This is a genomic window from Lachnospira pectinoschiza (assembly GCF_020564355.1).
GTDB classification, from domain to species: Bacteria; Bacillota; Clostridia; order Lachnospirales; family Lachnospiraceae; genus Lachnospira; species Lachnospira intestinalis.
On sequence record NZ_JAJCRR010000001.1, the window covers coordinates 260,270 to 280,068 of the forward strand.

Consider the following 19,799-nt stretch of genomic DNA (forward strand, 5'->3'; position numbering starts at 1 on the left):
ATAAAGCAGTGATGAGAAATCCGCGAATGAGACGGCTCATCTGCTACTATGTACAATTGTTTTCGCTCTAAATAAATATTTAATACCGAATATTGTTAAAATGTTGCTGTTTGTATAAAAAATATAAAAATTATGTGCAATACCGGAATGTGCGGTCGGTAAGGATTCGTGCAAATATCAGTCCCAGCGGCAGTGCGATAATAATCATAATCGCTGCGCTAAACCACGAAACAGCTTCATAGAGGGACATAATGCCGAAGTTGTAAATTGCCCGGTACAGGTACAGTCCCGGAACCATAATGACAATGGAAGGTACGGTTAAAGAAATCCGAGGATACCCGTGGCTCTTCTTAATGAGGGAGGCTAGCAGTCCTGCGGTTAAAGCACCGATAAATGCGGCGGCGGCAGCAGGCATTCCTGTAAAATCCACAAGTTCAAGCCGGAGCGTATTGGCAGCCGCACCGATGAAAGCAGCAGTCGATGCCATAGAAACAGAGCTGTTAAACATTATGGAAAAGCCGAAAACCCCGCAGAAGCTGGCGATAATCCGCAGTACAAGGTGAAACAGGGGATTCATGTGAAGGACTGCAAAATCCTGTGGCTGTAATTTTAAAAGCAGTGCCATAATCCATGCAAACATCGTAGCGACGAGTATAATGATGATGGAATAAGTAAGCCGTTCAAGTCCTGAACGCAAATCCAGTTTCGCAAGGTCGATGCCGCTTGTAATAAACGGAAATCCCGGTATGATAAACAGCATGGAACAAATGTATCCCGCTTCATGCAATGCCGGAATATGAAAAATAATTTCCGCAAGGCGGAAACAGATGTCATAAACAAGACAGGCCGCCGAGATGGATACGGCAATATTTAAAAACAGTGTATAATGGTGTTTAATCAGTTTGGTACGGACAACATTTCCGACACCGGCGGCGATAAATGCCAGAATCATTTCCACAGGACCGCCGCCTAAAAGAAAAGTGAAGGCACAACAGGCGAGTGCGGCGGCAAATCCCAGTTTTGCAGGCGAATACAGCGTGTGGATTTTTTCAATGGTGTCCAGTTTTTTGTGAATCTGTTCACCGGTCATATGCGTTTTTTCTTCCGGAAAACGTTCAACAAACTGTTCCATGCGGTACAGCTTTGACGTATTGACCCCGGTATTGGCAATGCTTAAAGACTGGGAAACACAATCCGTTCCGTCAAAGCAGTTAAATTCAATGGACATCAGTCCGACATCCACCGTGCAGGTAACACCAAGTTCCTTTGACAGGCGGTTCATGGAAGTGCGCACACGCCATGCCCCGGTGCCGCAGGAGAGCATCATAAGTCCTACTCTGCCGATAACAGAAGCTTTTTCGATTAATCCTGCATTTTCAATCAGGACGTTGCTGTCTGCTTTTGCATAGTCATGCCAGGGGATTTCCATGTGGTTTTTTTCCATAATATCAACATAAGAAGCCGGTCCGGCTGTATCTTTTGTGCTATCCATAAATAATCGCCTCCGCTTTGGCGGCATGCCGCTCCAGATTTTTCAAAAAATGAGAATTTGGCAGGAAAATCCCAAGTTCATCATATCGGTTATTCTGCTCGACAAGGGAATCCTGACCGTAAAATACAAAAGCCATTGGCAGTTCTTTTTCAAGCTGGATCATTAAATCCCAGACGGCACAGTAAGCTTCTGATTCTGTTTCTTTTAATTTAATGGTATCGGGAAGCTCACGGATCAGCAGTACACCGGTATTTTTCTCTAAAACCTGCTGTTTAATATTCATATCGTCATCGCGGTAGGAATGACTGTAACGGTAAGCCTGTGCAAGATACATCTTTTTCTTTCCGTCAAAATGGTTATAAACTTCACGAAAATGTTGATACTCCTTTTCATGGATGCAATTTTTAAATTCAGGCAGAAGTAAACCGTTCTCATCTGTCATAATGACAGGATTGGTCTTTCCGTCAGCATTAAAACGATAGGGAATCAGATAAGAATTTCGTATCAGGTCAAAAAGGGTATTTTTGCTGATTGCCATAAGAAAAGCGGATAAATCCCTGTTGCGGTAAGCGCGAAACAGTGCTTGACAGAATTCATCGGCAGAAAGGGAATCCTCCAGTTCATCATTACTGAATAAATCATTGCAAAAAGTTTCAAAAAGCTTGTCGCATGCCCATGGGTCAGCCAGAATTTTCTGGAACAGGACATCTGCATGTTCTTCTCTTGGGAAAATAGTTTGCTCTTTCATCGTTCTCTCCATTCCGCAGGCATTTTAATGTAGGAGAAACCGCAGACGGAATGTATTGAATTCTGCGATAGGAGCAGTTTTGTGATACCTGCGGCACAATACTGCCAATGTCAGGGTATGCCTGATGATACATATTCTCCGGATTTTCAGCAATTTTATCGCAAGCGGTGGCGATTGCTTTTTTTATTCCGCTCGATTATACTATGGAAATAAGGATAAGTAAAAACTATAATTGATATGATATAAATATCAAATTGATATGACAGAAATGAGTATGGGACGGGTAAAAAAATGACACTTCAACAGTTAAAATATGTAATTACAGTTGCAAATACAGGGACGATTACAGAAGCCGCGAACCGGCTGTTTATTTCCCAGCCGAGTCTGACGAATGCGATTCACGAGCTGGAAAAAGAAATGAATATCACGATATTTAACCGGACGAATAAGGGAATCAGCATATCCAAAGAGGGGGAGGATTTTCTGGGATATGCAAGACAGGTTTTGGAACAGGCGGCGATACTGGAGGATAAATACAAAGGCGGAAGCGGCGGAAAGAAACAGTTTTGTGTATCAACACAGCACTATTCGTTTGCGGTGAATGCATTTGTGGATTTGATTAAGGAATACGGACAGGACGAATATGATTTCAGTCTGCGGGAAACGCAGACCTATGAAATTATCGAAGATGTGGCAAGAATGAGAAGTGAGATAGGAATTTTGTTTCTGAATGATTTTAACGAAACGGTTCTTGGTAAGATTTTAAAGTCACACGAGCTGGAATTTCATCCGCTGTTTGTTGCAAGACCGCATGTTTTTATCAGCCGCAAGCACCCGCTGGCGGGAAATGCAGTGATTACCAATGAGGAACTGGAGCAGTATCCGTATCTGTCCTTCGAGCAGGGAGAGCATAATTCGTTTTATTTTTCGGAAGAAATTTTTTCGGCGGTTGAGCGTAAGAAAAATATCCGTGTGCGTGACAGGGCAACGTTGTTTAATCTCTTAATCGGATTAAATGGTTATACAGTGTGCAGTGGTGTCATTGACAAAAAATTAAACGGCAAAGACATCATTGCTGTGCCGCTTGCCGATGAAAGCGAAATGCGGGTTGGCTACATCACGCATAAAAAGGGAATGATGAGCCGGCTGGCAGCGACCTATCTGGAAGCGTTGAAAAAATACGTGGAATCGTAAAGTTTCATATTTAAAGCCTGAAATCATGAGGTGTATAGGCACAAGTGGTTTCAGATTTTTTGATATAGTTTAAAGCTATGAACAAATAACATTTATAGGTATTATACAAATGATACCGACATTCTTATAATAAAATCCATAAATACGACATTTGTGGATAAAGTCCGTAAATGAAAGAAAAACGGCGGATAAAGCTGCCCGCAGGGATTTTAGAATAAGGAGAGAAAGAATGAAGACATCGGTTATCGGATTCCCAAGAGTGGGAACATTAAGAGAGTTAAAGTTTGCATCGGAAAAATATTTCAGAAAAGAAACCGGAGCAGAGGAGCTTTTAAAAGAAGCACGCAGACTGCGAAAAACACACTGGACGGTACAAAAAGAGGCAGGAATTGATTACATTCCATGTAATGACTTTTCGTTTTATGATACAGTGCTGGATACGGCCGTTTTGTTAGGCATTGTGCCAAAGCGGTATCAGGAATTAAATTTATCCGCACTGGATACATACTTTGCAATGGCACGCGGTTATCAGGGAGAATCCGGTGACGTAAAGGCGCTGGCAATGAAAAAATGGTTTAATACAAACTATCATTATATTGTGCCGGAAGCAGAGGACGATACAAAGATTGCGCTTGTGGGAGAGAAGCTGTGGGAAGAATATGAGGAAGCAAAGGCACTCGGCATTGAAACAAAGCCGGTTCTTACAGGACCGTATACGCTGTTAAAGCTGTGCCGTTATACAGGCAGCAAAACAGCAGAAGATTTTACAGATGCGGTGATCGCGGCATATCAGCAGGTGCTTGAAAAATGTGCGGCACACAGGATAATGTGGCTTCAGCTTGATGAACCGGCACTGGTGCGTGATTTATCAAAAGAAGATATTGCACTGTTTCATAAAATTTATGAAAATGTACTGCCTTGCAAAAAGACAGTCCGGATTCTGTTACAGACGTACTTCGGCGATGTGCGTGACAATTATAAGGATTTGACAGAACTGCCGTTTGACGGTATCGGACTGGATTTTATTGAAGGAAAAGAAACAGTTCATTTAATTGAAAAGTACGGATTCCCGAAGGACAAACTGCTTTTTGCCGGTCTTGTAAACGGTAAGAATATCTGGAGAAATCATTATGACCGGACATTAAATCAGTTACAGCAGCTTACAGGAAAGGGCATACAGACTGTATTATCAACATCGTGTTCATTATTGCACGTTCCATATACGGTAAAACATGAAACAAAACTTTCAGAAAAGTATCTGGACTATTTTGCATTTGCAGAAGAAAAGCTTTCAGAGTTAAGGGAATTAAGCGGATTTGCCGAAAATCCGTCTTATACGCAGGAGAGCGCATATAAAAAGAACAGCGCACTTTTTGCGGCAGACAGAGATTGTAAAAATGCGGCGGTGAAGAAGCGTCTGTCAGAGGTGACTGAGAAAGATTATGTCAGACTGCCAAAGCGCAGTGAACGCCAGCAGTTACAGAAAGAAACGTTTCATTTACCGCAGTTTCCGACAACAACGATTGGTTCATTTCCACAGACCAAAGATGTCAAGCAGAACCGTGCGGCATTTCGTAAGGGAGAAATCACCGAGCAGGAATATACTGCATTTAATAAGAAAAAAATTGCGGAATGTATAAAGAAGCAGGAAGAAATCGGACTGGATGTACTGGTACACGGTGAATATGAAAGAAATGATATGGTAGAATATTTCGGTGAAGCACTGGGCGGCTTTCTTTTCACGGAAAAAGCATGGGTTCAGTCTTACGGAACACGCTGTGTCAAGCCACCGGTCATCTGGGGTGACGTATACCGCGAAAAACCGATGACAGTGGCATGGTCAGTTTATGCACAGTCCTTGACGGATAAGGTGATGAAGGGAATGCTTACAGGCCCTGTTACGATTTTAAACTGGTCTTTCCCAAGAGAAGACATTTCCATTAAAGAATCCATTTCACAGATTGCACTGGCAATCCGCGATGAAGTGCTGGATTTAGAGGCAAACGGTATCCGCATGATTCAGATTGATGAAGCTGCATTAAGGGAAAAACTGCCGCTTCGCCGCTCGGACTGGGATACGGAGTATCTGGATTTTGCAATTCCGGCATTCCGACTGACACACAGCGGTGTCAGACCGGAAACACAGATTCACACCCATATGTGCTACAGTGAATTTACAGATATTATTCCGGCGATTGATGCCATGGATGCCGATGTAATCACATTTGAGGCGTCACGTTCGGATTTACAGATTCTTTCTGCCCTGCGTGAAAATCATTTTGAAACAGAGGTCGGACCGGGCGTTTACGATATTCATTCACCGCGTGTTCCTTCTGTAGAAGAAATCGTGCAGGTACTTGAAAAAATGCTGACACAGATTGAACCGGATAAGCTGTGGGTCAATCCGGACTGCGGCTTAAAGACGAGAGGAATTCCCGAAACACAAGCAAGCCTTATCAATATGGTGCAGGCGGCAAAACAAATCCGGGTGGCACACAGTAAATAAAAGTGTGATACTGTCTTTCAAATAAAAAGTGAAACAAGCCGGGAGCAGAACCGGGAGAAAATCCCGGTCTGTTTCCGGCTTGTTGTATCAGCGCTGTTCCAGAAGCATTAAAAGCTGCGGCAGAAGCTGCTGTTCTTTTGGTGTTAAACCGTCTTTGACCTGGTTGATAATCAGGTAAATGTCATCTTTAGAAAATGAAATGCCGGACTGCTGTGCCTTGCGGCTTAATGCAAGAATCAGCGGCAGAATTTCATCATTGCTTTTTCCTTTTGAAAGCGTTTTAAATTCATTGATTAAAAGCTGCTTTTTAAAATCCAGTTCAGACATCGTTTATTTCCTTTCTTTTACAAATTAAAATCAGACAGCGTTTTCATGTAGGTATCGTATTGTTTCTGCTGCTCCGGGGTCAGAAGCATATTTAAAAGACCTGTGGGAGGGGCAGAGGATTTTGTGCCGGAAGTATGCTGGCTTTTTGGCATGCCGGTAGTGTCGGCAGAAACATTTGGCTCATTTTGTGCACCGTCTGCCGGAGTTTTTTTTGGCGGTGGGGCTTTGACGTCAGTTTTGCCGGGGGTATTGCCGTCTTTGGAATTTTTGGAATTTGCGGTATTATTTGTAGTATTGACAGTCTGATTCATCATATTCAGAATAATGGGATTGTTGAATAAATCGGCGCCGTCATCAAAGGACTGAAACAGATTCATCATTTCGGACACCTTTGAAAAGCTGCGGAACTGTTCAATCATTGCGGCATATTTTTCAGGACAGTAAGGCATTACCGTATTTAAAAAGTCGTCATTGGTAAAAATGTCATTGATGGAATTTATGTAGGCATGGCTGCTCTGCCCCCGGATTGCAGGGTTTCCCGGAGAACGGTTATAAAAACGCAGTGTCTGTGAAAATTCATTCATGCGGATTATTAAAGAAAGGGGCTTTTGCAGCTGATAATCCAGAAAAGGAATCATTGCTTTAAACATTTGTGTGGATTCATCGACGGTGCGCAGGTCAAATTCGGTGATAGGTAATTCTTTTGCCATGTTTCCTCCATTCTGCCGTCACTCAATATAGTAATAGTATATGCAATGGAGAAAAATGTATGAATATAATAATAGCAGATTTATATGTGGAGGAAAAAGATATGGACAGACCGTGGAATTCATTGCAGAAAAATCCGGTACAGACAGCCAAAATGCAAAGAGGAAAAGCACAGCGCGGGCAGGTGCAGGAAAGTAAAATACAGACAGATAAAATAAAGAAAGAAAAACCACAGCGCATGATTGTAACGGATGAAACCAGTGTTTACGGCATTGATATGGCGTGTTTCCATGAAAAACAGGAAGAGTGACTGTTTTAGTAAAAAGAAAACCCTGCGGCTGATGCCGCAGGGAAAACTGTTTATAAACGTCAGTTCAGACAGTTTTTAACCGGATTAGCAGCCGCAGCCACATCCGCCGTTGTTAAATGAACCGTTGTTGCCGCATCCGCCGCAGAAGAACAGTAAGAGGATAATCCACAGGCAGCTGTTGTCGCCACAGCCGCAGCCACCGTTGTTGTTTAATCCGTTGCCACAGCTGCTGCAAAGAAGGAGCAGGATAATAATCCAATAGCATGAGCTGCCTCCAAATCCATTGCAATCTCCACATCCGCCACAGTTTGTTGCTGCTAAATCACTCATTTTGATTCCTCCAAAATTCATTTACAATACAATTTTATGTATAGAGGCTTGTTTGTGTTCCACAATATTTAAGGATTATTTCATTGCATTCTTTTTTTCTTTGTTATATTATCTAGTAATAATACGGAAGATTGAAGAAAGGTAGAAAAAATGTCTGAAAATAAAAGAAACTTTCTGGTGCATGGGGGGATTCTTGCCATGGCGGGTATTCTGGTAAGAATTATAGGAATGTTTTACCGGATACCACTGGTAAATATTATCGGAAGTGACGGAAACGGAATCTATGGTGCGGCGTATAATGTATACAATATTATGCTGGTACTGTCGGCATATGGGCTGCCAATGGCAGTGTCAAAGCTGGTTTCGGCAAAATTTGTTGCAAAGCAGTTTAAAAATGCAGCTTCTATTTTTAAGTGTGCGCTGATTTTTGCGACCTGTACAGGCGGTATCGCAGCTCTTTTATTATTCTTTGGAGCGGATTTTATCGAAAATGTATTTTATAAAGGTGTTCCGGGCATGGCAATTCCGCTTAGGATTCTTGCACCGACCATCTTTTTTGTGGCGATTTTAGGCGTTATGAGAGGTTTTTATCAGGGACAGGGAACAATGATTCCGACTGCGGTTTCACAGATTGCAGAACAGATTGTCAATGCGGCAGTCAGCCTTCTTGCGGGATATTTCCTCATTCAGGCATATCAGTCATCAGCCAATACGGCGGCTTACGGTGCGGCAGGGGCAACACTTGGTACAGCAATGGGGGCATTGACAGCATTAATCTTTTTAATTGTGCTGTATCTGATATACCGTCCGACCTTTGCACGCATGGTGGCAAAGGACAGAGTCAGTAAAAGACAGTATGACAGGGATATTTACAGAACCATTGCACTTACAATGATTCCGATTATTTTAGGACAGACGTTTTACCAGATTAGTGCGGTCATTGATGATATGATGTTTAGTAATATGATGATTGGCACCGATATTACAAAGAGCATTACGACCGATATGGGTAATTTTAATTCCAGTTACAGCTTATTAATCGGTATTCCGCAGGGTGTCGCTTCCGCGATGTCGGCTTCAATGTTACCGAGTATTGTGGCATCGTACACACAGGGCGAAATCGGTGCAGTGCGCAAAAAGATAAAAGAAACGTTAAAGACCAATATGTTTATTGCAATTCCGTCTTTTGTCGGATTGTTTGTTCTCGGCAAACCGATTATCCAACTGCTGTTTGCACGATATGACAGCACGCAGGGCGGCATGATGTTAAAAATCGGTGCGATAGCCGTAGTATTTTATACATTGTCTACCGTAACCAGTTCGGCTTTGCAGGGCATTGACGAGATGAGTACGCCGGTAAAGCACTCCTGCATTTCACTGGTTGTGCATATTATTCTGGTATTTGTGCTGTTAAAGTTTTCAAGACTGGGAATTTATGCTATAGTAATAGGTAACGCAAGTTTTCCGATTATTATTTTCATATTAAATATAATTTCATTATATAGACATATCGGATACCGGATGGAATACCGTCAGACCTTTATTGTTCCGGCTGTGTGTGCTCTGATTATGGGCGTGGCAGCAGGACTTGTCTATGACGGAATGATAAAATTAACAGCTTCTAATATCCTTTCTTTAATGGCAGCATTTATCGCGGCGGGAATCTTTTATTTCGGACCGCTGTTTGTGGCAAAAAAGAAGAAGTGGTATTAAATAGGCATTAAAATGCCTGCGGAATGAGGAGTATATGTGGATAACGGTTGATTTTGACAGCAGCGAGGCAATTTATATGCAGCTGTGTAATCAGATTGTGGAGGCGATTGCCGTGTCAAAGCTGCAAGAGGGCGAGTCCCTGCCGTCCGTGCGTCAGATGGCAGAATATGCAGGGATTAATATGCATACAGTCAATAAGGCGTATGCACTGCTTCGTCAGGAAGGCTATATTACACTGGATAAAAGGCGGGGCGCAGTGGTCAATCTTGGACTGGATAAGAGAAAAGCAATCGAGTCCATGACAAAGGATTTGCGCCAGATTATTGCACGCGCAAAATGTAATGGCATGAGCGCGGAAGAAATTCATGGAATTGTAGACGGTGTCATATCAGAAATGGAAGACAGTGGCAGACTATAGAAATGGAGAAGCATATGTTGTGTGAGAACTGTAAAGAAAGAGAAGCAACCGTACATTTTACAGAGATTATGAATGGGAGAGTGCAGAAACACCATTTATGTAAAGAATGTGCGGCACAGATGGAAATGATGGGATATGCTTCCAATGAAGTTCCATTTGTGAAATTGTTGACAGGTATGCTTGCGGCGGGACAGACGCAGGAACAGGGAGAAAATCCATTGCAGTATGTACGCTGTCCGAAATGCGGCATGACGTATGAAGAATTTACGAGGGTGGGAAAGTTTGGCTGTGCAGAGTGTATCGATGTATTCGGTCCGCTGATTGGCGACCATATGAAAAAGCTTCACGGCAGTGATACCCATACCGGCAAGACTTACACAAAAGAAAAAATGCAGCCTGAAACAAAACAGGAGCAGGAACAGCAGGATATAGAAGCTTTGAAGCTCCGGTTAAAAGAAGCCGTCATGCTGGAAAATTTTGAAGCGGCGGCAAAATACCGTGACGAAATTAAGGCATTACAGGCAAAGGAGGAGCATAATGCTTAGATGGTTTGAGCAGAACGGACCGGAGGGTGATGTGGTCATTTCCAGCCGGGTGCGCCTTGCAAGAAATTTAAAGGATTATAATTTTTCATTAAAACTGGATACACCGGATGCGCATAAAATGATTGGCGAGGCGGCACAAAAGCTGCGTGTTCTGCCGGAATTCAAAGATTTTCACGAGTATCATTTTGAGAATCTGGAAGAAGTCCAGCGCGAAGCAATGAAAGAACGTCATGTCATCAGTCCGTTTTTATTAAGTCAGAGCGTCGCAGGCGGATTTGTATCATCGAATGAAGATTTGTCCATTATGTTAAATGAGGAAGACCATATCCGCATACAGGCATACCGTGCAGGAATGGATATGGAGCGCGCCTATGAGGCGGCAGACCATATAGATGACTGTATTGGTGCGGTGCTTCCGTATGCGTATGATACGCAGTACGGATATCTGACAACCTGTCCGTCCAATGTCGGAACAGGCATGAGAGTGTCTTATATGTGTCACCTTCCGGCGCTTGCATGGAATAATAAAATACAGGGTATTGCGGCGGAAATTGGCAGATTCGGACTGGTCATGCACAGCGTTTATTCGGACGGCAATAAGTCTGCGGGGGATATTTATCAGATATCCAATCAGATTACGCTGGGCGTTACGGAAAAAGAACTGATTGAGAATATTACCAACATTGTGCAGCAGATTGTCACACAGGAGCGGATTTTAAGAAACCGTTTAAAAGAAAAACAAAAGATTTCCGTGCTGGACGGCATTTACCGTTCTTACGGCATTTTAAAATATGCAAGGAAGGTATCATTAAAAGACGGGCTGGTACTGCTTTCACAGTTACGGCTCGGTCTGGCGGAGGGGCTTGTAAAAACGCCGGATGAGAGAGATTATGCGATTTACCAGCTGATGATAGGGATTCAGCCGGGCAATCTTGAAATGCTTGCATCACAGGAACTTACAGAGGAAGAAACCGATGTGATGCGGGCGCAGTTTATCAGGGAAAATTTACCTTCAATTGAATAAAGTGAGGAGAAAAAATATGCAGAGCAGATTTACAAAAAAGGCGCAGGAAGCGCTTGACCATGCGGCAGAAACAGCAGCAATGCTGGGGCATGGCTATATCGGTTCGGAACATTTGTTAATCGGACTGATTCAGGCAGAAGACAGCCTGGCATCAACCGTGTTGTTAAATAACGATGTCACAGCGGAAAAAATTATCAACCTCGTCTATCAGCTGATTGCACCGGATAATCAGGTCGGCGTAAAAGAACCGTCAGGCTATACGCCGCGTGTACGCCGCATTTTGGAAAATTCAGCAAAGGAGGCAGCACGTTTTCATGCGGAAAGTATCGGAACGGAGCATTTGCTAATTGCGATTATTAAAGAAACAGAGAGTGTTGCGGCAAGACTGTTAAATACACTCGGCGTTGCGATAAAGAAGCTGTATGTGGATACGCTTGCGGCAATGGGCGAGGATGCCAATTCCTACCGTGAAGATTTCCAGAATGGCAGACCGCGCGGAAAGAAATCCACACAGACCTTAGATCAGTATAGCAGGGATTTGACAGAACTTGCAAGAAACGGCAAATTAGACCCGGTTATCGGCAGAAGTGAAGAAATCCAGCGTGTGATTCAGATTTTAAGCAGACGTACCAAAAATAATCCGTGTCTGATTGGTGAGCCGGGTGTCGGTAAAACGGCGATTGCGGAAGGACTTGCGGCACGGATTGTCGAAGGCGATGTACCGGAAACAATTAAGGGAAAAAGACTTCTTACACTGGATTTATCGGGAATGGTTGCCGGTTCAAAATACCGCGGCGAGTTTGAAGAACGTATTAAGCGCGTGATCAATGAAGTCAAGGCAGACGGAAATGTCCTGCTGTTCTTAGATGAACTGCATACGATTATCGGTGCGGGCGGTGCGGAAGGTGCGATTGATGCTTCCAACATTTTAAAGCCGTCCCTTGCAAGAGGAGAAATCCAGTTAATCGGTGCGACAACACTGGAAGAATACCGTAAATATATTGAAAAAGATGCCGCACTGGAACGAAGATTCCAGCCGGTAAAGGTTGAAGAGCCGACAGAGGAAGAAGCTGTTTTGATTTTACGCGGTCTGCGCCCGAAGTACGAAGAACATCATCATGTAACAATTACAGATGAAGCTGTTGAAGCGGCAGTCAAACTTTCCAAAAGATATATCAATGACCGTTTCCTGCCGGATAAGGCGATTGATTTAATTGATGAAGCATCGTCTAAGGCGCGTTTGAAGGTTTATGTCATGCCGGACGGCATTAAAAAAGCAGAAGAAGAAATCAAGGCATTAGAAGCGGAAAAAGAAGAAGCGATTAAGCGTGAAGCTTATGAAGAAGCCGGAGAGATTAAGAAAAAGCAGCTTCGTAAAAAAGAAAGAATTGAAAAGTTAAAAGAAAAATGGGAAACACAGCGTACGGGTTCTGAGATTGTTGTCGGAGAAGAAGAAATTGCCGATGTCGTTGCAATGTGGACAAAGATTCCGGTCACAAAGATCGCACAGGCAGAGTCAGAACGTTTAATGCAGCTTGAAGAAACACTGCACCACCGCGTTGTCGGACAGGAAGAAGCAGTGGCTTCTGTTGCAAAGGCAATCCGCAGGGGCAGAGTCGGTTTAAAAGACCCGAACCGTCCGATTGGTTCGTTCTTATTCTTAGGACCGACCGGTGTCGGAAAAACAGAACTTTCAAAGGCGCTTGCCGATGCGATGTTTGGCAGTGAAAATGCGTTAATCCGTGTTGATATGTCCGAATTTATGGAAAAGCATACCGTATCAAAGCTTATCGGTTCACCTCCGGGATATGTCGGCTATGACGAAGGCGGACAGTTAAGTGAAAAGGTACGCAGAAATCCGTATTCCGTTGTTTTATTTGACGAGGTGGAAAAGGCACATCCGGATGTATTTAATGTGCTGTTACAGGTATTAGATGACGGACATATTACAGATTCTACAGGCCGCGTTGTTGATTTTAAAAATACAGTTATTATTATGACATCCAATGCCGGTGCGGAAAATATCGTTACACCAAAGACACTCGGTTTCCTTTCCGTCAATGATGAAGCACACAGCCATGAAGACATGAAGGGTAAAGTTATGGACGAGGTAAAACGCATTTTTAAACCGGAGTTTATCAACCGTATTGATGAAATTATCGTCTTCCATACATTGGGAAAAGAGCAGATTGGTCAGATTGTAGATATTATGATGCAGACCGTCAACAAGAGGACACTCGAACAGATGAAGCTGTCCATTGAGCTAGATGAGCAAGCAAAGAATTATCTCGTGGAAAAAGGATATGACTCCAAGTACGGGGCAAGACCGCTGCGCCGGGCTATCCAGAATGAGATTGAAGACCCGCTCGCAGAACAGATTTTACAGGGAAAAGCAGGACAGGGCAGCCGTGTAAAAGTAACGGTAAAAGACGGAAAGCTGCATTTTGGATTAAAACGTGGACTGAATAAGTAGAAAAATTGCCAAAACTACTAGCATAATTTGTCGGATTATTGTATAATGTAAACACCAAAAAGATTTACGGAACATATGATAGGAGGACAGAACATGCCAGTAGTAAAAGAACTGATTCGTTCAGAACAGGACGGAAGTTTAAGTTTTGGTAATTATCAGTTAGATACAAAGTCAAAGGTATCTGATTTTGAACATTGTGGAGATTCTTATAAGGTAAAGACTTATAATGAGATTACAAAGCTGGAGAAGAACGGCTCTTTTGTATATGAATCAGTGCCGGGAACAGCAGTGAATCATTTTAAAGCAACCGATGACAGTGTAAGCTTTAAAGTAGAGGGTACAGAAGATGCCCAGATTACACTGGAACTGGAAGAAGGTTCAGAATATGAGATTACCATTGATGGGGAATCTGCTGGAAAGATGGCTACGAACATGGGCGGAAAGCTTGTGTTATCTGTAGAGTTTGAAGCCGGAAAAGAAGTTTCAGTCAATGTTGTAAAAGCATAATTTGAATAAAACTGTAGCGCATACGAATTTTAGGCTGCTGTACCAAGCGGGTAATGAAAGGCTTGGTGCGGCAGCTTTTTTAAAGAAGGTGAGAAGGGAAAATGGCAAAGGCAAGGGATACCGCATTTTTTTGTAAAGAATGCGGGTATGAATCAGCAAAGTGGTTCGGACAGTGTCCGGCATGCCGTGAGTGGAATACGGCATCGGAAGAACCGGTAGCAAAGACAAAGACGGCAAAAGGCAAAGGTGCGCCGGTGCATATTGTATCAGATGGGAAAAATGAGCCGTCAAAGCTTGCGGATATTAATACCAAGGAAACAGACCGGATGTCAACCGGTATTAAAGAGCTGGATAGAGTACTGGGCGGCGGCATTGTAGCCGGTTCACTGGTGCTTGTAGGCGGTGACCCCGGTATCGGAAAGTCGACACTGCTGTTACAGATGTGTAAAAATCTTTCCCACATGGATAAAAATGTATTGTACATTTCAGGCGAGGAATCTTTAAAACAGATAAAAATGCGTGCGGAGCGTATCGGCACGTTTACGGATAAGCTGCTGCTTTTATGTGAAACCAATCTGGACATCATAGAAGAAACGATGAAAAAGACGATGCCGGATGTGGTAATTATTGACTCCATTCAGACAATGTACCGTGAGGACGTCAGTTCTGCGCCGGGCAGTGTCAGTCAGGTGAGGGAATCCACGGCAGTTCTTATGCAGCTTGCAAAGGGACTTGGCATTTCCATTTTTATTGTCGGTCATGTGACAAAGGAAGGTGTTGTTGCAGGTCCGCGCATGCTTGAACACATGGTGGATACCGTGCTGTATTTTGAAGGCGATAAAAATGCCTCTTACCGCCTGCTGCGCGGTGTGAAAAACCGCTTTGGCTCGACCAATGAAATCGGCGTGTTTGAAATGCAGGAGCAGGGACTTGTGGAAGTGGAGAATCCTTCGGAATATATGCTGAGCGGAAAGCCGGAAAATGCGTCCGGTTCGGTGGTAGTATGCCTGATGGAAGGTACGCGTCCGATGCTGGTGGAGGTACAGGCACTGGTCTGTGATTCTAATTTCGGACTGCCACGAAGAACGGCGGCGGGAACGGATTATAACCGTGTCAACCTTTTAATGGCGGTGCTGGAAAAGCGCGCCGGAGTGCATTTATCGGGAAGCGATGCCTATGTCAATGTTGCGGGAGGTATTAAGGTCAATGAACCGGCACTGGATTTAGGCATTGTAATGGCACTGGTGAGCAGCTTTAAGAACAGAAGCGTAGATGATAAAACTATTATTTTCGGGGAAGTCGGACTGGCAGGAGAGGTGCGTGCGGTCAGCCAGCCGCAGCTGCGTGTAAACGAGGCAGTCAAACTGGGCTTTGAAACGTGTATACTTCCACAAGTATGCTTGAAAAGTATCAGAAAAACTGATAAAATAAATATTATTGGTGTTCGTAATGTAAGTGAAGCGATGAAACTGATATAAAATAGTAACACGGAGCAGGAAAAAACAAACCGGCAGCAGCAGTGGCAGAAACCGTACTGCCGTGCCGGATAAAAAGGAGAAGTGGGAAATATGGAAAATACAGCATTGGTAAATAATTTGACAAATATTTTAAACGGTCTGGATGATTCACAGGAGAAGCTGGAAAAAGATGCGTTTGATGTGATTAATTCATCGGATACCTCTTTGAATCTGGTGCGTGAAAGTATCGGCAGTGTGGAAGAAATCTTAAAGATGATTGATACGCTGAATGCAGTTGTGGAAGAATCATCCGAAAAGATTCAGAAGCTTGAGAAGCTGTCTGCGGATATTGAGCAGTTTGCATCGGTCATTGCTTCCATTGCCAACAGAACGAATATCTTATCCCTCAATGCTTCTATTGAAGCTGCAAGAGCGGGGGAACACGGCAGAGGATTTGCGGTAGTTGCAAGCGAAGTGCGTAATCTTGCATCTCAGTCCGCAAAGTCTTCTAAGGAAATTACAGATACGATTAATCAGGTACAGCACTCTGTAAAAGAAACCGTTTCTTCCATGCATGAAGTATATGACAATGCTTCCGCACAGAAGGGCAAGGCAGACAGTGTCGGCAATCTGTTAAAGCAGGTTGTAGATGCCGCATATGCTGCCAACGAAGTCGCAAGAAACATTGAAAACGAAATTGCTTATCAGAGAGAAATCACGGATGAAGCAAAGAATGCGCTGAAGGCGTAAAAAGAGTTAAATAAATAATAAAAAAGTGCTGATTGGGGTGTGAAAATATGCATGAAAACGTATTAATTAAAGCACAATCGCAAAAAATGAAAATTTAGACTTCCAATTTTCTAAAAAATGTATATAATAGTGATAAGAGGAAAGAGGCTGTCCACAAAAATCAGCCCACATAAGAAAGGAGCTTGTATTATTATGAGTACAATGGCAGACAAATTTGAAGAACTTGGAGTAATTCCTGTAGTCGTATTAAATGATGTAAAGGATGCACTTCCACTTGCAAAGGCATTATATGAAGGAGGACTTCCATGTGCAGAAGTAACATTCCGTACAGCAGCAGCAGAGGAATCTATCCGTGTTATGCATGAAGCTTATCCTGATATGGTACTTGCAGCCGGTACAGTTCTTACAACAGAACAGGTTGACCGTGCAGTTGCAGCAGGTGCTTCTTTAATCGTAAGCCCAGGATTCGACCCTGAAATCGTTGATTACTGTATTTCTAAGAACATCGAAGTTGTTCCGGGTATCGTTACACCTTCAGAACTGGCTCAGGCAGTTAAGCGTGGTCTTACAAGAGTGAAGTTCTTCCCTGCAGAAGCAGCTGGCGGCTTAAAGATGATCAAGGCTATGTGTGCAGCTTACACAAATGTAAGAATCATGCCTACAGGCGGAATCAACGCAAAGAACATCTCAGAATATCTTGAATGTGACAAGATCTTCTGCTGCGGCGGAAGCTGGATGGTTAAGGGCGATATGATTAAGGCTGGCGAATTTGACAAGATTAAGGATATGACAGCAGAAGCTGTTTCTCTTGTTAAGAAGATTCGTGGCTAATCAGCAGTCTTGAAAACAGATAATACATGACTATAATCCCTTCAAAGGAACGGCTTTTGGCAGTTTTTTTGAAGGGATTTTTAAATGGCGGCGGGATACGGACAACAGCAGGAAGCACACCGCTGTATCGTAAAGTTTTTTTGAACCTGCTGGTAAAGGTAAGGGTATGGGTTTAAAACCAGATAAAACCGAATAAAGTCAGATAAAGGGGAAATTATGAAGACACGGAAAGAAGTATTGGAATATGGGCTGTCGTTTCCGGATACGTATCAGGAAGCACCGTTTCATGATACGAATTGGCAGCTGGTCCGGGTAAAGGGCAGTAAAAAAGCATTTTTGTGGACATATGAGCGGAACGGCTTTATCAATTTAAATGTCAAGGCAGACCCGGAATGGCGGGATTTCTGGCGGCAGACATATACGGCGGTGATTCCGGGGTGGCATCAGAATAAGGAACACTGGAATACCGTGATTTTAGACGGAAGCATACCGGATAAGGACGTACGGCGCATGATTGCCGAAAGCTATGATCTGGTGACTGCCAGCCCGACAAAGCGCATTTATGAAGCCGTCCAAAAGATACCGAAAGGGACGGTTGCAACCTACGGACAGATTGCGGAACTGGCGGGAGATAAGAAAATGGCACGTGCGGTCGGAAATGCACTGCATAAAAATCCCGATCCGGAAAAAATTCCGTGTTACCGTGTAGTCAATGCAAAGGGAGAACTATCCGGGGCATTTGCATTCGGCGGCGCAGATGAACAGGCAAAGCGGCTGGAAGCAGACGGCATTGAAGTGATAAACGGCAGAGTGGACCTTGGAAAGTATCGCTGGAAAAATTAGGATTATTATTGATTTTTAAAATAGTATCATGTATAATATACTCTATGTTTTTTTGTCTTTTGAAAAACAAAAATCAATAAAAATCGAAGGAGTAAAACGATGGCAGATACAGAAGTAAAACAGGAAGCCGCATGGTTAAAGTGGACAGGCATTATTGTATCGGTAATACAGATTATATTAGCGGTATCGTTTGTGGGAATGGTGTTCTGGATTAACATTTTTCCTGTAAAGATTGAAGTGATTATTATTGTAGTGCTGATTCTTTTATCAGCGTTGGCATTATATTTACAGTTTTTAAAATACGGCTGGGTAAAATGGACCGCAAGAGTCATAGCACTGTTGCTGGCAGTAATACTGGCAATCGGTGATTTATACATTTATCAGGCAAAAGAGGCAATGAATTATGTCAGCAACAACGAGCAGACAGAAGTTATTTCCGTTTATGTATTAAAAGATGATGAAGCAAAGACGATTGCAGATGCAAAGGATTACATTTTTGGATACCATGAAATCTTAGACAGAGAAAATACAGATAAATATGTACAGAGTATTAACACTTCTTTGAATAAGACGATTACATCAAAGACCTATAATGATCTGCCAAAGATGGTCGAGGCACTGTACAATAAGCAGATTGGGGCAATGATTTTAAATGAGTCTTATGTAAAGACACTGGAAGAAGAATTCCCTGATTTCGAGGAAAAGACAAAAGTTATTGCAAATGAGTATTACAGAACAACACTGGATAAGCCGGTGATTACAAAGAATACACTGACAGATACATTTACCATTTATCTTTCAGGAAATGATGAATGTGGTGAATTAAATCAGTCCGGACGAAGCGATGTGAATATTCTGATTGTTGTCAATCCGAAGACAAAGCAGATTTTACTGATTAATACACCGAGAGATTACTATGTCAATGTCAATTCCTTAAAGTCGGGAATCGGCAAGGATAAGCTGACACATGCCGGAAACTTTGGCGTGGAAGCATCCATGAAGACATTGAGCACCTTATATGATAACTGGGATATTGATTTTTATGTCCGTCTGAATTTTACAAGTGTGGAAGAAATTGTAGACGCACTGGGCGGTATTACGGTAAATTCAGAAATTGAATTTTATACAAGCCCGGATACCAGTGACGAGAAATTCCATTTTGTAGAAGGTCCGAATAAGTTAAACGGTAAGGCAGCACTGGCATTCTGTCGTGAAAGACAGTCTGTGGCAGCAGGTGATAACCAGCGTGGACAGGATCAGATGCTTGTAATTGAAGCACTGATTGACAAAGTAACATCACCTTCTATTTTATATAATTACAGCAATGTTCTTGAAACAGTCCGCAACCTGTTCCAGACGAGCTTAGACGATGATGATATCGCAAGTATGGTAAAACTGACAATGGAAGGCGCAAATGGCTGGAATGTACAGTCTTATGCAGCAGAAGGAACTAGCTCACATGGTTCGTCATATTTCTTTGGTTACAGCTCAATGTGGGTTATGGAACCGGATATGTCTACGGTTAAGACTGCGGTTGAACTGATGAATAAGATTAAAGACGGTGAAGTCTTTGATATGGATGAATATTTAGAGTCAAAATAAAAGATTTTTTGGAGGATTTAT

The 19,799-nt window shown here is 42.9% G+C and carries 19 protein-coding genes; 14 read left to right on the top strand and 5 right to left on the bottom strand.

Features of this window, described 5'->3' with window-relative positions; all coding sequences use genetic code 11:
* Nucleotides 1-130 precede the first annotated feature (130 nt).
* On the bottom strand, nucleotides 131-1,492 hold the full coding sequence (locus tag LI288_RS01350) for a threonine/serine ThrE exporter family protein (protein WP_227089194.1): 1,362 nt from the start codon (nucleotides 1,490-1,492) through the stop codon (nucleotides 131-133).
* Nucleotides 1,485-2,240: a DUF4866 domain-containing protein gene (locus LI288_RS01355; protein WP_227089195.1), complete on the bottom strand. Its 756-nt coding sequence runs from the start codon at nucleotides 2,238-2,240 to the stop codon at nucleotides 1,485-1,487. Before LI288_RS01355 ends, LI288_RS01350 begins: the two co-directional genes overlap by 8 nt.
* A gap of 291 nt (nucleotides 2,241-2,531) precedes the next feature.
* Between LI288_RS01355 and LI288_RS01360 the strand changes: the two genes are divergently transcribed.
* Together LI288_RS01360 and metE are read left to right on the top strand one after the other, a co-directional pair.
* Nucleotides 2,532-3,434: a LysR family transcriptional regulator gene (locus tag LI288_RS01360; protein WP_227089196.1), complete on the top strand. Its 903-nt coding sequence runs from the start codon at nucleotides 2,532-2,534 to the stop codon at nucleotides 3,432-3,434.
* Between the two features lie 229 nt (nucleotides 3,435-3,663).
* Complete coding sequence (gene metE, locus LI288_RS01365) at nucleotides 3,664-5,940, top strand: 5-methyltetrahydropteroyltriglutamate--homocysteine S-methyltransferase (RefSeq protein WP_227089197.1); 2,277 nt, start codon at nucleotides 3,664-3,666, stop codon at nucleotides 5,938-5,940.
* An 87-nt stretch (nucleotides 5,941-6,027) separates the two neighbouring features.
* Here the strand turns inward: metE and LI288_RS01370 are convergent, their stop codons facing one another.
* Nucleotides 6,028-6,267 carry a hypothetical protein gene (locus tag LI288_RS01370; RefSeq protein ID WP_227089198.1) on the bottom strand — a complete coding sequence of 80 codons (240 nt, stop codon included), beginning with the start codon at nucleotides 6,265-6,267 and terminating at the stop codon, nucleotides 6,028-6,030.
* A 17-nt stretch (nucleotides 6,268-6,284) separates the two neighbouring features.
* Nucleotides 6,285-6,977, bottom strand: coding sequence for a hypothetical protein (locus LI288_RS01375; RefSeq protein WP_227089199.1), 693 nt, complete (start codon nucleotides 6,975-6,977; stop codon nucleotides 6,285-6,287).
* Nucleotides 6,978-7,036: 59 nt separating this feature from the next.
* On the opposite strand from LI288_RS01375, the gene LI288_RS01380 reads away from it, so the two are divergent.
* Nucleotides 7,037-7,285 carry a hypothetical protein gene (locus tag LI288_RS01380; protein WP_022433482.1) on the top strand — a complete coding sequence of 83 codons (249 nt, stop codon included), beginning with the start codon at nucleotides 7,037-7,039 and terminating at the stop codon, nucleotides 7,283-7,285.
* Between the two features lie 84 nt (nucleotides 7,286-7,369).
* Here LI288_RS01380 and LI288_RS01385 read toward each other — a convergent pair whose 3' ends face one another.
* Nucleotides 7,370-7,615, bottom strand: coding sequence for a hypothetical protein (locus LI288_RS01385; RefSeq protein WP_022433481.1), 246 nt, complete (start codon nucleotides 7,613-7,615; stop codon nucleotides 7,370-7,372).
* Between the two features lie 150 nt (nucleotides 7,616-7,765).
* Between LI288_RS01385 and LI288_RS01390 the strand changes: the two genes are divergently transcribed.
* From LI288_RS01390 to LI288_RS01440, 11 genes are all read left to right on the top strand, one after another.
* Complete coding sequence (locus LI288_RS01390) at nucleotides 7,766-9,328, top strand: putative polysaccharide biosynthesis protein (protein WP_022433480.1); 1,563 nt, start codon at nucleotides 7,766-7,768, stop codon at nucleotides 9,326-9,328.
* Between the two features lie 34 nt (nucleotides 9,329-9,362).
* Nucleotides 9,363-9,746 carry a GntR family transcriptional regulator gene (locus LI288_RS01395; RefSeq protein ID WP_022433479.1) on the top strand — a complete coding sequence of 128 codons (384 nt, stop codon included), beginning with the start codon at nucleotides 9,363-9,365 and terminating at the stop codon, nucleotides 9,744-9,746.
* Nucleotides 9,747-9,760: 14 nt separating this feature from the next.
* The gene (locus tag LI288_RS01400; protein ID WP_022433478.1) at nucleotides 9,761-10,291 is read left to right on the top strand and encodes a UvrB/UvrC motif-containing protein; all 531 of its coding nucleotides are present in this window, start codon (nucleotides 9,761-9,763) and stop codon (nucleotides 10,289-10,291) included.
* Nucleotides 10,284-11,315 (top strand): protein arginine kinase, encoded by a 1,032-nt coding sequence (locus tag LI288_RS01405; RefSeq protein ID WP_022433477.1) that lies wholly within the window; start codon nucleotides 10,284-10,286, stop codon nucleotides 11,313-11,315. The genes LI288_RS01400 and LI288_RS01405 overlap by 8 nt, the downstream gene beginning before the upstream one ends.
* A gap of 16 nt (nucleotides 11,316-11,331) precedes the next feature.
* Nucleotides 11,332-13,788, top strand: coding sequence for an ATP-dependent Clp protease ATP-binding subunit (locus LI288_RS01410; RefSeq protein WP_227089200.1), 2,457 nt, complete (start codon nucleotides 11,332-11,334; stop codon nucleotides 13,786-13,788).
* 93 nt (nucleotides 13,789-13,881) lie between these two features.
* The gene (locus LI288_RS01415) at nucleotides 13,882-14,295 is read left to right on the top strand and encodes a hypothetical protein (RefSeq protein WP_022433475.1); all 414 of its coding nucleotides are present in this window, start codon (nucleotides 13,882-13,884) and stop codon (nucleotides 14,293-14,295) included.
* 101 nt (nucleotides 14,296-14,396) lie between these two features.
* Complete coding sequence (gene radA, locus LI288_RS01420; RefSeq protein ID WP_227089201.1) at nucleotides 14,397-15,773, top strand: DNA repair protein RadA; 1,377 nt, start codon at nucleotides 14,397-14,399, stop codon at nucleotides 15,771-15,773.
* A gap of 90 nt (nucleotides 15,774-15,863) precedes the next feature.
* Nucleotides 15,864-16,502, top strand: a complete 639-nt coding sequence (locus tag LI288_RS01425) for a methyl-accepting chemotaxis protein (protein WP_022433473.1) — start codon at nucleotides 15,864-15,866, stop codon at nucleotides 16,500-16,502.
* A 192-nt stretch (nucleotides 16,503-16,694) separates the two neighbouring features.
* On the top strand, nucleotides 16,695-17,333 hold the full coding sequence (locus tag LI288_RS01430; RefSeq protein WP_022433471.1) for a bifunctional 4-hydroxy-2-oxoglutarate aldolase/2-dehydro-3-deoxy-phosphogluconate aldolase: 639 nt from the start codon (nucleotides 16,695-16,697) through the stop codon (nucleotides 17,331-17,333).
* Between the two features lie 216 nt (nucleotides 17,334-17,549).
* Nucleotides 17,550-18,176 carry a methylated-DNA--[protein]-cysteine S-methyltransferase gene (locus tag LI288_RS01435; RefSeq protein ID WP_227089202.1) on the top strand — a complete coding sequence of 209 codons (627 nt, stop codon included), beginning with the start codon at nucleotides 17,550-17,552 and terminating at the stop codon, nucleotides 18,174-18,176.
* A gap of 99 nt (nucleotides 18,177-18,275) precedes the next feature.
* Nucleotides 18,276-19,778 carry an LCP family protein gene (locus tag LI288_RS01440; protein WP_227089203.1) on the top strand — a complete coding sequence of 501 codons (1,503 nt, stop codon included), beginning with the start codon at nucleotides 18,276-18,278 and terminating at the stop codon, nucleotides 19,776-19,778.
* Nucleotides 19,779-19,799: the final 21 nt, after the last annotated feature.